Origin of the sequence: Roseibium sp., assembly GCF_039982295.1 — a bacterium.
In the GTDB taxonomy this organism is placed as follows: Bacteria; Pseudomonadota; Alphaproteobacteria; order Rhizobiales; family Stappiaceae; genus Roseibium.
On sequence record NZ_JBDWYP010000039.1, the window covers coordinates 48,465 to 62,320 of the forward strand.

At 56.6% G+C, this 13,856-nt stretch carries 10 protein-coding genes; 8 read left to right on the forward strand and 2 right to left on the reverse strand.

Annotation, left to right across the window (positions count from 1 at the left end):
* Window positions 1–47 precede the first annotated feature (47 nt).
* From ABJZ52_RS07635 to ABJZ52_RS07655, 5 genes are all read left to right on the forward strand, one after another.
* A complete protein-coding gene (locus tag ABJZ52_RS07635; protein ID WP_348184515.1) occupies window positions 48–1,148 on the forward strand; it encodes a TRAP transporter substrate-binding protein in 1,101 nt (366 codons plus the stop codon).
* Between the two features lie 86 nt (window positions 1,149–1,234).
* Window positions 1,235–2,269, forward strand: coding sequence for a TRAP transporter small permease subunit (locus ABJZ52_RS07640; RefSeq protein ID WP_348184516.1), 1,035 nt, complete (start codon window positions 1,235–1,237; stop codon window positions 2,267–2,269).
* A gap of 20 nt (window positions 2,270–2,289) precedes the next feature.
* Entirely contained in the window at window positions 2,290–4,956 is a 2,667-nt protein-coding gene (locus ABJZ52_RS07645) for a TRAP transporter large permease subunit (RefSeq protein ID WP_348184517.1), read from the forward strand.
* A gap of 69 nt (window positions 4,957–5,025) precedes the next feature.
* Window positions 5,026–5,574, forward strand: coding sequence for a TRAP transporter small permease subunit (locus ABJZ52_RS07650; protein WP_348184519.1), 549 nt, complete (start codon window positions 5,026–5,028; stop codon window positions 5,572–5,574).
* Entirely contained in the window at window positions 5,571–7,133 is a 1,563-nt protein-coding gene (locus ABJZ52_RS07655) for a TRAP transporter large permease subunit (RefSeq protein WP_348184521.1), read from the forward strand. Before ABJZ52_RS07650 ends, ABJZ52_RS07655 begins: the two co-directional genes overlap by 4 nt.
* Window positions 7,134–7,136: 3 nt before the next feature.
* Here ABJZ52_RS07655 and ABJZ52_RS07660 read toward each other — a convergent pair whose 3' ends face one another.
* Entirely contained in the window at window positions 7,137–7,874 is a 738-nt protein-coding gene (locus ABJZ52_RS07660) for a response regulator transcription factor (protein ID WP_348184523.1), read from the reverse strand.
* Window positions 7,871–9,823 (reverse strand): PAS-domain containing protein, encoded by a 1,953-nt coding sequence (locus ABJZ52_RS07665; RefSeq protein WP_348184525.1) that lies wholly within the window; start codon window positions 9,821–9,823, stop codon window positions 7,871–7,873. Before ABJZ52_RS07665 ends, ABJZ52_RS07660 begins: the two co-directional genes overlap by 4 nt.
* A 263-nt stretch (window positions 9,824–10,086) precedes the next feature.
* Here ABJZ52_RS07665 and ABJZ52_RS07670 point away from each other — a divergent pair, with 263 nt between their 5' ends.
* Genes ABJZ52_RS07670 through ABJZ52_RS07680 form a run of 3 tightly spaced genes read left to right on the forward strand, consistent with a single transcriptional unit; the run spans window position 10,087 to window position 13,856 of the window.
* The gene (locus tag ABJZ52_RS07670) at window positions 10,087–12,072 is read left to right on the forward strand and encodes an AMP-binding protein (RefSeq protein WP_348184527.1); all 1,986 of its coding nucleotides are present in this window, start codon (window positions 10,087–10,089) and stop codon (window positions 12,070–12,072) included.
* Between the two features lie 23 nt (window positions 12,073–12,095).
* Complete coding sequence (locus ABJZ52_RS07675; RefSeq protein WP_348184786.1) at window positions 12,096–12,890, forward strand: ABC transporter ATP-binding protein; 795 nt, start codon at window positions 12,096–12,098, stop codon at window positions 12,888–12,890.
* 12 nt (window positions 12,891–12,902) lie between these two features.
* Entirely contained in the window at window positions 12,903–13,856 is a 954-nt protein-coding gene (locus ABJZ52_RS07680; RefSeq protein ID WP_153771856.1) for a branched-chain amino acid ABC transporter permease, read from the forward strand.

Below are 13,856 nucleotides of genomic sequence, written 5' to 3' on the forward strand. Positions count from 1 at the left end.
GGGTACGCGCCGATTGGATGTGTATCCGATTTGGGAGGAAATAGTTTATGGATCGTCGTTCCTTTATCAAGAAGGCTGGCCTGGGTGCTGGTGGTGCTGTTGCAGCTTCCACTCTTGCAGCTCCGGCTATCGCACAGTCGACCACCGACATGGTCATTGTTTCGACCTGGCCGCGGGATTTCCCGGGTCTTGGTGTTTCCGCGCAGCGCCTTGCAGCGCGCATCGGTGAACTCACCGAGGGTCGTATCAACGTTCAGTATTTTGCTGCCGGCGAACGCGTTGGCGCATTCGACTCCTTCGATGAAGTCGCTTCCGGCAATGCTCAGGCCTATATCGGCGCCGACTACTACTGGAAGGGTAAGCACCCTGCATGGGCTTATTTCACGGCTGTTCCGTTCGGTCTGACTTATGCCGAAATCGACGCCTGGATTAAGTTCGGTGGCGGTCAGGAGCTCTGGGATGAGCTTGCTGGTGAGTTCGGTCTGAAGAACTTTGCTTGTGGTAACACCGGCGTTCAGATGGGCGGCTGGTTCAACAAGGAAATCGAAACAGCTGATGACCTCAAGGGTCTGAAAATGCGTATTCCAGGCCTCGGCGGTGACGTCATGGCCAAGCTTGGCGCTTCCCCTGTTTCGCTTCCTGGCGGTCAGATCTACGAAAACCTCGTATCTGGCGCTGTTGATGCAACCGAGTGGGTAGGTCCTTACAACGACTACTTCATGAAGTTCTACGAAGCTGCGAAATACTACTACTACCCGGGCATGCATGAGCCGGGCTCGCAGCTTGCCATGGGCATGAACGCTTCCTGGTGGAACTCCCTGTCCAAGACGGACCAGGCAATCATCGAAGCTGCTTGTAACGAAGAAAACGCACGTCAGATGGCCGAGACCAACGCTGAAAACGGCGTTTACCTCGACAAGCTGATCAATGAGCACGGCGTTGAAGTGAAGAAGTTCTCCGACGAAGTCTATGACGCATTCGGCGAAGCTGCGGAAGAAGTGTTTGACGAAACCATCCAGCATGGTGATCTGACCGCTCGTACGCACGAGAGCTTTGCAAAGGCTCGTTCCGAAATCGGTCGTTGGATGCTTCTTGCTGACACTGGTTACACTGAACAGCGTAACCGCGTTCTGGGCATCACTGTCTAAGTATTGCGGTTTTAAACGCAGGGGACGGGAGAAATCCCGTCCCCACTCTTGTTGCATCTAAATAAAAACCAAAGGGCACATCCGCAATGACGGCCTTGAACACCGTTCAAGACGTGTCTGCCAACTCCAACGCGACAACGGGCTCGTCGAAGAGCCCTGTCCCAGTCCGGGCTTTCGCCTGGATCATTCTCGCGGTGATGGCAGCGTTCTTGCTGAACAATTATCTCAACTACTGGCAGGGACTTCCTGGTGTTGCGCCGATTTTCGGTGGCCCCGTGAACGGTTCCATGCCGATCCTTTGGTCTTGGGTGCAGCTGGGCCTTTATGCCCTGGCTGTCGTCCTCGCCTTTGTGCATGTCGGGCGGACGAAGCCCGTCACCCTGCGTGAGGATGCAAAGCGTATCAGTGACATCAACGCGTTCCTGATCCGTGCTGCTTTCTGGGCAGTGCTCATCGTCGGGCTCGTCGATACGGTCATTTCCTTCCTTCGTGTCGAAGGGATGCTTGAAGGCATTGTCGGGACAGAGCTTGCTGCTGATCTGGGCAGATCCCACTTCCGCGGCGGTTACGTTCATATGCCGCTTATCGCGCTTTCCGTTGTGATCGCTGCCTTCACCCGGACGCTCGGCTTTACATGGCTCGCACTGCTCGTGGTCGCAGCCGAACTCCTGATCGTGATCGGGCGCTTCATCTTCTCCTACGAACAGGCCTTCATGGCCGATCTGGTGCGCTTCTGGTATGCGGCGCTGTTCCTCTTCGCCAGTGCTTACACGCTTTTGCAAGAGGGGCATGTGCGCGTTGACGTGTTCTATGCCGGGTTCAATTCGCGGCTCAAGGGCAAGGTCAATGCCGTCGGCTCGCTTCTTCTTGGCATATCCCTGTGCTGGGTCATTTTGATCATTGGCATGGGCGGCAAGCAGAACATCATCAATAGCCCGATCCTTTCCTATGAAACGACCCAGGCTGGCTTCGGGCTTTATGTGAAGTACCTGATGGCTGGCTTCCTGGGCGTTTTTGCCGTGTCCATGATGATCCAGTTTGTCAGCTACCTCATGGATGCCGTTGCCGATATGCGCGGTGAACCGGGCGGTCGTGACCACGACGTCCCTGCTGCCCACTAGACCGTCAGAGACTGCTTGATATGGAACTCTTCTTTCTAGCCCTTCTTGTGATCCTGATGGCGACCGCGCTTGGGTCAGGATTTCCGGTGGCCTTTGCGTTGCCGGGGTCGGCGATCCTAACCATCGGCATCGCCGCCCTGTCCGGGTACATTTTCTCGACTGGGACAGATGCGTTCTTTGCGCATGGTGGTCCAGGCCAGTGGCTTAGTGCCGGTGTTACCAACTTCCGCGGGATCTACTGGGAGGCCGAACGAGATACGCTGATCGCCATCCCGCTGTTCGTGTTCATGGGCATCATGCTGCAGCGTTCGAAGATCGCTGAAGATCTGCTCGTGACCATGGCGCGCCTGTTTGGACCGGTGCCGGGCGGACTTGGCATTTCCGTCGTGTTCGTGGGTGCACTTCTTGCTGCGACGACAGGTATCGTTGGGGCAACCGTTGTTGCCATGGGTCTTATCTCCCTGCCTGCCATGCTGCGCAACAACTACTCCGTTCCGCTCGCGACCGGCACGATTGCTGCGTCAGGCACGCTCGGTCAGATCATTCCGCCGTCTATTGTTCTGATCATCCTTGCCGACCAGCTTGCCAGTGCGGTTGATCAGGCAGGTGCTATCCGGCAAACGCTTTACAAGCAGACAACCGGCGAAATTTCGATGCCATCGGACTTTGCCGTCGTATCGACCAGTGCCGGTGAAATGTTCCTCGGCGCGTTCCTTCCCGGAATGGTTCTTGTCGGCCTCTACATGGCCTTCATTCTCGGGTTCGCACTGATCAATCCGAAGGCAGCTCCTGCGGTCCACCACGAAGGCAAGTTTGATCGCAAGTTCGCGGTCCAGGTTTTTGTAACGCTGGTTCCGCCGTTGGCGCTGATCTTCCTCGTCCTGGGTTCTATCATCGCGGGTATCGCAACCGTAAACCAGGCCGGTGCCATTGGCGCTGTCGGCGCCATGGTTATGGCCGGTTATCGACTGCGGGACGGTAAGCGCGGGGCGTATTCGCCTGCGATTATCGCTATCCTTTCGCTTTTGGCGATTGCGCTGGTTGTCAGTTTCATCGGTGAGATCAACATCAAGCGCATCGAAACCAGCCAGGACCTTCTCGGGCTTGTGATCGCACTGATCGCCGTCTCCATGCTGCTGATCGCAGTGTTCTGGAGCGGTTGGCGCACGCTGAAGATTGAAGACACGCTGCGCGGGGTGATGGTCGAGACAGCGAAGACGACCTCGCTGGTGTTCATCATTCTCGTTGGTGCGGCCATGCTGACGTCTGCCTTCCGGGCGTTCGGTGGCGAAGAGCTGGTCAAGGAATTCCTTCTTGGATTGCCTGGCGGCTTCTGGGCGCAGTTCCTTATTGTCATGATGGTCATCTTCATCCTCGGCTTCTTTCTCGACTTCATCGAGATTGCTGTGGTTGTCGTGCCGATCGTGGCTCCGATCCTCCTCGCTGATCCTTCCGCCAATGTGACCGCGGTCTGGCTCGGTGTGATGATCGGTCTGAACATTCAGACGTCGTTCCTGACGCCGCCGTTTGGCTTTGCCTTGTTCTACCTGCGTGGTGTCGCTCCGGCGGTGGTCAAGACCATCGACATGTACAAGGGTGTCATCGCCTTTATCGGTCTTCAGTTGTTTGCTCTGGCAATCGTTGGGCTATACCCGCAGCTGGTGAACTACCTGCCGAACAGGGCGTCGCTGCTTTCCGAGACAGCGCCTCCGCCGAAGAACCCGCGTCTGCAGTATTGCATGGAGACCCTCGTCTACGAGGACTTCCAGCAAAACGGCGAAACCATCCTCTCCGCGATCCAGACCGCCGAAGCGCTCGATGTGAGCTACCTTCCGGAAGACCTGCAAAAGGATCTGGCGAAAGGGTTTGAACAGGCTCGCAATGCGATCCCTCAGATGACTGCTATCGTCGATGCGGAAAAGGGCGTTGCCGCCGCTGCGGGAGACTACCGGCCGCTTCACGGCGAAGTGCGCGCCCTTGAGCGTGATGCGCGCCGTATTGATGAGACCATCGAGGAGTTGAAGGTTATCGTCAGCCGCTCAGGCGAAAACGCGATCTATACCGCCGCGCAGGGCGAGCGGGCTCAGGAGCGGATCGACGCACTGACAGTTGAGCATGACGCGCTGTTGGCGCAGATCCCGGCCGAATGGGAAGAGGTCAACAAGACCTTTGCGGATATCCAAAAGGCCGAGACCAAGGCGCGTCAGACCTATCGGCGAACGGTCGATCAGGCCTATGAGCCTTTGAGCGAGGTTCGGCTCATTCTTTCCGATGCGGACAAGCTTGCGTCCAAGGAAGCTGAAATCGAAGGCTTGAAGGAAGCGATCTCTACTCTGGATGCGGCTGCGGCCGTCGAGCAGATCGAGGCCGTACGGTCGTCTGTGGGCGAAGTCGAAGGTGCAGGCGATATTCGCAAGGGCCTTTCTGCCGCGCGCAAGATCATGCGTGGGAAGACGCCAGACAAGGAGAAGGCGATCGCCGAGATCGTCAACTCTCTGGCGGAACTCAAGGCTGATCTGGAATGGCGGGAAAGAGGGGCAGCAGAACTTTTGCCCAAGCTTGCAGCGTATGATGAAGTCATCAAAGACAACATCGGTCTTCGCCAACAGTCGCGACTGCCCGACGGGCTTGCGCTGGACGTAGCTGCCTGTCTTTCCGGGCACCGCGATATTTCACTGAACTTCTAAAGTTCAGCGAAACAGGGGATCTTGAACGGGGGAAAGGCAACTTTCTCCCGTTTTTTGTAGGCACGAACAATGATGAAGCAGATTCCAATAGTGGTGACGCAGGTGAACCGCTTTGCCGCCTCGATTGCGTCGACATGCTTGTTTTTTTTGTTCGTAACGCAATTCTGCGTTGTTCTGCTTCGTTATGTTTTCGACACCGGCTTTGTCTGGATGCAGGAGTTGCCGCTCTATTTTCATGGCGCAGCAGTTCTCTTGGCCATTGCTTATACGCTTCATACGGGTGGCCACATTCGGGTGGATATCTTCTATCGCTCGGCGGACCGCAAACGAAAAGCACGCATTGATGCCGCCGGCAGCCTGTTTTTCCTGTTGCCGGTCTCGGTCACGATCTTCTGGTATTCGCTTCCCTATGTGATAGCCTCATGGGCGGTCATGGAAGGATCGGCGCAGCCGGCGGGTATTCCAGCGGTTTTCGTTCTCAAAACACTTTTGCCTGTCTTCTCGCTCCTCTTGGCGTTTCAGGGCATCGCACAATTCTGGCGAGCTTGTGCGGTGCTGTCAGGCGAGCATGAGGCTGACCTGGCTGCCCCTGGTTCTGAAGATGAGGACCTGGCTTGACCTTGCTCCTTGAACATCTCGATCTGCTTATGCTGGCCATGTCCTTGCTGATGCTCTTGTTCGGCTATCCCGCAGCGTTCACGCTTGGCGGTGTTGCACTTGTCTTCGCGGGAATTGGCTTTTTCAGCGGGGCGGCGCCAACAATGGGGGCCATCCCGATACGTCTCTTCGGCATCATCAGTAACGAGACGCTGATAGCGGTGCCGCTCTTCATCGTGATGGGTATCGTTCTGAAAAAGGCCCGAATAGCGGAGGATCTTCTGACCGCGCTTGGATGGTTGTTCCGAAAGGTGCCAGGCGGGCTTTCGGTCTCGGTGACTGTTGTCGGAGCACTTCTTGCGGCGTCCACCGGGATTGTCGGCGCGACCGTTGTGACTATGGGGTTGATCTCGCTGCCTTCGCTCCTGAAGGCAGGCGTGTCTCCACGTTTGGCAACAGGATCCATCGCAGCAGCGGGAACGCTTGGCCAGATTATCCCACCGTCCATCGTCCTCGTTTTTCTCGCTGATCAGCTCTCGAACGCCTATCAGACCAGTCAGCGTGAAATGGGAAATTTCGCGCCTGATCCGTTTTCTATCGCCGACCTTTTCGCCGCAGCCTTTTTGCCGGGCCTCCTCTTGGTCGGCGTCTATGTGATCTATCAAATTGCGGTGTCCTTGCGAACAGACACCGGAGGTCGGGATCGCTCTACCGGATGCGGCGCGATGACAGCGATCGATGTCTGGTTCGCAATGGGGCCGCCGCTTGCATTGATCCTATGCGTTCTCGGTGCAATCCTGGGCGGTGTGGCAACGCCTACGGAAGCTGCGTCCCTTGGGGTAGCAGGCGCCCTTGTTCTTGCAGGAAACAGGCAGCTGCCCGGCCGCCGTTGGTTGCTTCTTGTGCCTTTGTCAGGGGCTTTCATCCTTGTCCTCACTCAATTTGGCGAAGCACTTTGGGATGGCTCGGGCTCCGTCTTCACCTTCGCCGTCTCAGCCATCGGGGCGCTTGCCGTCGCCGGAGGGCTATTTGCCAATATCATCGTCCTGTTTCGAAACGGGATATTGCAGAATGTCTTGAAGTCCGCGGTCGAATTCACTGCCATGGTCTTTGCGATCATGATCGGAGCGACGATTTTTTCGCTTGTCTTTCGGGACTTGGGTGGAGACGAGACCGTCTCTGTTCTTCTTCAAGACCTTCCAGGAGGCACCCTTGGTGCGGTCCTGATCGTCATGGCGGTGATGTTCGCACTTGGGTTCTTTCTGGATTTTCTGGAGATCGTCTTTGTGGTCGTGCCTTTGGTGGCTCCGATCCTGCTGCAGCTGCCGATGCCGGACGGCAGTCCGATGAGCCCAGCCTGGCTTGGTGTGATGATGGCTGTAAATCTTCAGACGTCTTTTCTAACGCCACCTTTTGGCTTCGCGTTGTTCTATCTTCGCGGGGCTGCACCTAAGGAGGTCGCGACCGCTGACATATACCTCGGGGCAGCGCCTTTCGTTGGACTGCAGCTGCTGGTTCTGATCTGCCTCTGGTTCTTTCCCGATATAGCTACGTGGTTGCCTCGGTATCTGTTCTCGTGAGGGTCAGGACCAGGTAACCGCAGCGGCAAGCATGTATCCGGAGCCATAGACCGTTCTGATAAGGCTTGGTTTGTGCTCTGTGCTGAGCTTCTTGCGGATGCGCGAGATCCGGACATCTATCGAACGGTCCATGCTCTCATCACGCCCGCCATGTTCCAGAAGATAATCCCGGCTCAGCACTCTCTTGGGCGCGCGCAGCAGCGCATCGAGCAAGGTGGCCTCTCCTGTCGAGAGGAAAGTCTCTTCACCGTCTGGCGAGGTAAGACAGTGCGATAAGGGAAGGTACGTCCAGCCTTCGAAGCGGGCTTGCCGTATCGTCGGCTCCGGGGATGGATGATCGCCAGAGCGCCGCAGGATGGATCGGATCCTGGCGACCACTTCACGGGGGTCAAAGGGTTTGACGACATAGTCATCGGCCCCCATCTCGAGGCCCATTACGCGATCTGATGAGTGATTTCTCGCAGAAAGAACGATAATCGGAACCGAAGATGTCTTGCGGATCTCATTGATCAAGGACATTCCGTCAATGTCGGGCAGGCCAAGATCAATCAGGCAGACAGCAGGTGTTTCGAGTTGCAGGGCTTCCAGAAGCTCTCCCCCGGACGCGAATACGCGCCCGGAAATGCCGAACGGTTTCATCGCATCTGTCACCAGCGCGCCGATATCTGGCTCATCGTCTACAATGAATGCAAGCGAAGAGGGTATATGGCCGGGGTCTGTGAAGCGGGCGGTCAAGGTCATATGCTCGTGATCTGCTTGAGAACGATGGCGAGTTTTTCCGGCCGTAGCGGCTTGGTCAGGACGGGAAAGTCGATTTCCTTCTCCGGTGTCTCAAGATTGCCCCAATCCGCGTAGCCTGTCATCAGTGCTATCCCGACATCTGCGCGACTGGTGCGGATTTCACGTGCAAGGGCAAGGCCGTTCATCTGGCCGGGCATGACAATGTCACTAAGCACGGCTCGAAGTTCAGGGAGTTCCGCCGCGAGAGATCGGGCGTCTTCCGCCCCCTCTGCCAGGAGTGCCGTGTAGCCTAGATCTCGCACCTGCTCTGCGAGGACCTCCGCAATGTCGGCGTTGTCTTCGACAATCAATAGCAGTTCGCCGTCGCCGAGCGGCAGATCGCTTGAGTCGTTTGCACTATTGGACTTAATCGCATCTGAAATCGGCAATGCAGGCAGAAAAAGCCTGACCCTCGTGCCGTTGCCGACGGTTGAAATAACCTCGATGGCTCCTCCCGATTGCCGCATGAAACCATAGACCATCGACAGCCCGAGTCCGCTTCCGGTCCCGAAGGTTTTGGTCGTGAAGAAAGGCTCGAAAATCCGAAGCTTGGTGTCCTCGTCCATTCCAGCGCCGGTATCGGCGACGTTGATACAGGCAAACCTTCCTGGTGTGACCTCCAGATCGGCAGCGCGCCGCTCGTCGATCTCGACCTCCTCGGACGAGATAAGCAGCTCTCCGCCCTCAGGCATGGCGTCTCGGGCGTTGAACGCGAGATTGATCAGGGCCGTTTCCATTTGAGTTGGGTCTATCCGAGCAGCCACGTTCGGCGAACAATCGTCCACAACAAGTTGGACGGGGAGAGGAAGAGATCCCTGCAGCAAGGCGGAGACGTTCTCCAAAACGGTAGCCAGGGACACAATCTGGGGATCAACTGGCCGGCCGCGGCTGAAGGAGAGAAGCCTTTGTGTCAGGTCCGCTCCCCTTTGTGTCGCCTGCATCATAGGCGAGAGACGTGCCTTCAAAACCTCGGGCTGCAGAGGCCCCTCCTGTCGGCTGAGGCTCAACAGGTTGCCCATCAAGATTGTCAGCAGATTGTTGAAATCATGGGCAAGGCCTCCGGTGAGCTTGCCCACTGCATCCATGCGCTGCGATTGCATTAGCGTTGCTTCGCTGCGTTTTTGCTCGGTCGCGTCCAGGGACAACACGAATACGCCCAGGGTACGACCGTCCTTGGTCATGTCCGGGATCAATGTTGAGCGCATGGACACGGTTTCGCCATCCGGGCGTTTGCGAACATATTCGTAAGACACAGCGTTGCCGCGAAACGCATGCTCTATATGTGGCGCGATCTCTCGAAAGAGCGCTTCCCCGACGACTTCGGCGGCGGGGCGATTTGCGACCGAGGCAATGGAATGTCCAAACCACTCCGCGTACCGCCGGTTGGCGAAACGAAAAATCGGTCCGGGCGCCATATACGCAATGAGTGCCGGGATATTGTCGGTCACGAGTCGGAGCCAGTCTTCACTTTGGCGTAGAGCCCGCGTGCGCTCCTCAACGGTTCTTTCCAGTTTTTCCTGCAATTTTCGGTCTTTGGTGACGTCGGTATAGGTGGTCACGAACCCGCCCTGAGGGAGAGGTGTTCCGCTTACCGAAATAATCTGGCCGTTGGGTCTGATACGTTCGAAGTAATGGGACTCGAACAGCCTGGCCCGATCCAGGCGGCGTTGGATCTTACCGCTCGTGTCGCCAGGGCCATATTCTCCACGTTCCGCATTGACGCGCAGAAACTCCTCAAGATGAGTTCCGCGCTTGGCGAGTGTCTGCGGAAAGTCGAGCATCTCCCAAAGCCCTCTGTTCCAGGCGACAAGACGCAAGTCCTTGTCGAAAACAGAGAAACCCTGATTTACGTGGTCCAGCGCGGCCTGTAGCAGGTCGATCTGCGATTGTGCGGTTGTTGTCTCCTTCATGGCCAAGACACTATTTCGGCAGATGGCGATTGACCAGAATCTTTCCCTATTGCAACGCGTTGAATGCGGCTGAAATAATTCGTCACAATTGAAACATACTGCGGCAATGTCGCCGTCCTAGCCTTCCCTCGGGCTCATCAGTCCGGTTGGCTGTTTCAATAAAAACAAAAAGGCCTTGAACGGCGCAGCCAATGGGTTGTTTGATGGGTTCATAAAATTCGACCCCGGCAAACGGGGCGAACCTAAAAGGGATGGAACACGCTATGGCAGGGTTGGCCGACGTCGCTTCGCGCGGCGAGGACACCTTTCCGAAGATTCTGCTGCGCAACGCGCGGGACTTCGGAACCCGGACAGCTTTTCGGGAAAAGGATTTCGGGATCTGGCAAAGCTGGACCTGGGCAAATGTTCTCGATGAGATTCGAAGCTTGTCGCTTGGTATGAAAGAGCTTGGGCTAACCAAGGGCGACAAGGTTGCCATCGTCGGCTCAAACCGACCGAGGCTCTACTGGTCCATGGTCGCAGCCCAGGCAGTGGGCGCGGTGCCGGTGCCCGTCTATGCTGATTCTGTTGCTGAAGAGATGGCATTCGTTCTCGGTCACGCCGAGGTGCGGTTCGCGGTCGTGCAAGACCAGGAGCAGGTCGACAAGCTTCAGTCGATGACGGATGAGGTGCCGAGCCTGACCGAGATCATCTACGACGAGCCGCGCGGATTGCGTGACTATGACCATAGCCATCTTCATCACTTCGAGTCCGTACAGGAGCGCGGCCGCGCCGTGCTGTCCGCCGATGCCGGTGCTGCTGATGCCTGGGTTGCAGGGTTTTCCGATGCCACGGGCCCCGACATCGCGGTGATGCTCTACACGTCAGGCACGACAGGCCGGCCGAAGGGTGTCATGCTGTCTTTCGACAACCTCGTGATTTCAGGGCGTAACGGAAACATCTTCGACAATCTCGACGAAACCGAGGAAGTCTTGGCCTATTTGCCGATGGCCTGGATTGGAGACCACGTTTTTTCCCTGGCGCAGGCTTTCACCGCGGCCTACTGCGTGAACTGCCCGGAAAGCATGGATACGATTGACGTCGACCGTCTTGAGATTGCGCCGACCTATTTCTTTGCGCCGCCTCGCGTCTTTGAAAACATGCTGACGTCCATTCTTGTCCGAATGGAGGATGCCGGAACGACCAAGAAAAAGATGTTCGACGTCTTTATGGGAGTGGCCAAGCGCGTCGGCGAAAGGATCCTCAACGGGGAACAGGTCTCTCTGAAGGACAGGGCTCTTTACGGTCTGGGCGAACTCCTTGTCTACGGGCCACTGAAGAACCGCATGGGTCTCACGCGACTGAAAGTCGGGTATACCGCCGGTGAAGCAATCGGTCCGGAGATCTTTCAATTCTACAGGTCGCTAGGCCTGAACCTGAAGCAACTCTACGGCCAGACAGAGGCCAGCGTCTATATCACGCTTCAGCCCGATGGAGAGATCTTTGGCGATACGGTGGGCAAGCCGGCGCCGGATGTCGAACTCAAGATCGCCGAAAGCGGGGAGGTGCTCTACCGCTCCCCGGGTGTCTTTGTCGGCTACTTCAAGAATGACGAAGCAACCCGTTCTACCAAGACGGAAGACGGTTGGGTGCACACGGGCGATGCTGGTTTCATCACCGATAATGGCCACCTGAAGATCATCGATCGTGCAAAGGACGTCGGAAAGCTGACTGACGGAGCCCTGTTCGCTCCCAAGTACATCGAGAACAAGCTGAAGTTTTTCCCGAACATCAAAGAGGCGGTTGCCTTTGGCAACGAGCGCGAAAAAGTTGGGGTGTTCATCAACATCGACCTGACTTCGGTCGGGTCCTGGGCTGAGCGCAATAACGTCAATTACGCCAGTTATCAGGAGTTGGCGGCTCATCCCGATGTCTATGAAATGATCGAAAGCCACGTGGACCAGGTCAACCGGGATCTCGCGAGCGAGCCGATGATGGCCGGGGCACAGATCCAGCGTTTCCTGATCCTGCACAAGGAACTCGACGCCGATGACGGCGAACTAACGCGGACGCAAAAGGTCCGCCGAACCTTCATTTCGGACCGGTATGCGACTTTAATTGAGGCGCTCTACGACGGCTCGAAAGAGAAATACGTTAAAACGGAAGTGACCTTCGAGGACGGTCGGACGGGGGCCATTGAAGCGACCGTCGAGATCCGGAACATGACGCCTCATTCTCGTGGTGCAGTCCACCAGGAGGCGGCAGAATGAACGCCATCACAAGCACTAGTGAAATGCCGCAAGAGGGCCGCGCTGTGGAACGGGAAGACCTCCTGAGAGTCGACAATGTCTCGCTGTCCTTTGGCGGTGTCAAAGCGATCACCAACATCTCGTTCGACATCAAGAAGGGTGAGATCCGTGCGATCATCGGGCCAAACGGCGCCGGAAAAACCTCGATGCTGAATGTCATCAACGGCTTCTATCATCCTCAGGAAGGGACGATCACCTGGCAGGGCAAGGTGCGCCGGAAAATGAAGCCCTATGAAGCGGCCAGCCAAGGCATCGCTCGCACCTTTCAGAATGTGGCGCTCTTCAAGGGGATGACGACACTCGACAACATCATGTCGGGTCGGTCTCTCAAGATGCGTAAGAATTTCTTCTTGCAAATGGCCTGGATCGGGCCTGCGCGGACCGAAGAGATTGAGCACCGGAAAAAGGTCGAGGAAATCATTGACTTCCTCGAGATTGAAGCAATCAGAAAGACGCCAGTCGGCAGATTGCCTTATGGCCTGCAAAAGCGCGTGGAGCTCGGCCGGGCTCTCGCCATGGAGCCTGATCTTCTGCTTCTCGATGAGCCTATGGCTGGCATGAACCTAGAGGAAAAGGAGGACATGAGCCGCTTCATTCTCGACGTAAACCAGGAATTTGGCACCACAATCGCCCTGATCGAACACGACATGGGCGTGGTCATGGATCTCTCTGATCGGGTGGTGGTCCTCGACTATGGCAAGAAGATTGCTGACGGGGCACCGGAAGACGTTCAGGCAAGCCAGGCTGTGATCGACGCTTATCTCGGCGTGAGCCACTGAGGGGGACCAGAGATGCTCTACGATATATTCATTGACCCCTTCGTTCAGATGGTCGAGATGCCCGACTTTTTCCTGCAGGTCTTGTGGGAAGGGTTTGTTGCGGGGATCCTCTATGCGCTTATTGCGCTCGGCTTTGTGCTGATTTTCAAGGCTTCAGGCGTCTTCAACTTTGCGCAGGGCATCATGGTGGTGTTTGCGGGTCTGACACTCGTGGGTCTTCATGAGAACGGCGTTCCAGCCTTCCTCGCGCTGATCCTCACCATCGGGGTCATGGGCGTTCTGGCCTATGGCATCGAGCGTGTGGTCATGCGCCCCCTTGTCAATCAGCCCGATATCATCCTGCTGATGGCCACCATTGGGCTGACTTATTTCCTCATCGGGTTCGGGGAATTCGTCTTTGGCGGTGAGCCGAAACGTATGATCGCCGAAGAGCTAGGCCTTCCGACCGGTTCTACTGCTTTCGAGATGGGCGAACGCGGTTTGGTCATCCTGCAGCACATTGATATTGCCGCAGCCGTGATCGCGATCATCATGGTGACTGCGCTTGGGATCTTCTTCAACAAAACGAGGATCGGGCGGGCACTTCGTGCTGTTGCAGATGACCATCAGGCGGCTCTGTCGGTCGGGATTTCACTCAATCAGATCTGGGCAATCGTGTGGTTTGCAGCGGGTCTTGTTGCCCTGGCGACGGGCATCATGTGGGGCGCGCGTTCGGACGTTTCCTTTGCGCTGGAGATTGTCGCGTTCAAGGCGTTGCCGGTCCTCATCCTCGGCGGCTTTACGTCTATTCCAGGCGCTATCATCGGCGGGCTGATCATCGGCTTCGGAGAGAAGATCGGTGAGATCTACTGGGGTGGTCTTGTCGGTGGCGGGATTGAATCCTGGCTTGCCTATATCATCGCCCTCATCTTCCTTTTGTTCCGTCCGCAGGGTCTCTTCGGCGAAAAAATCATCGAGCGGGTGTAA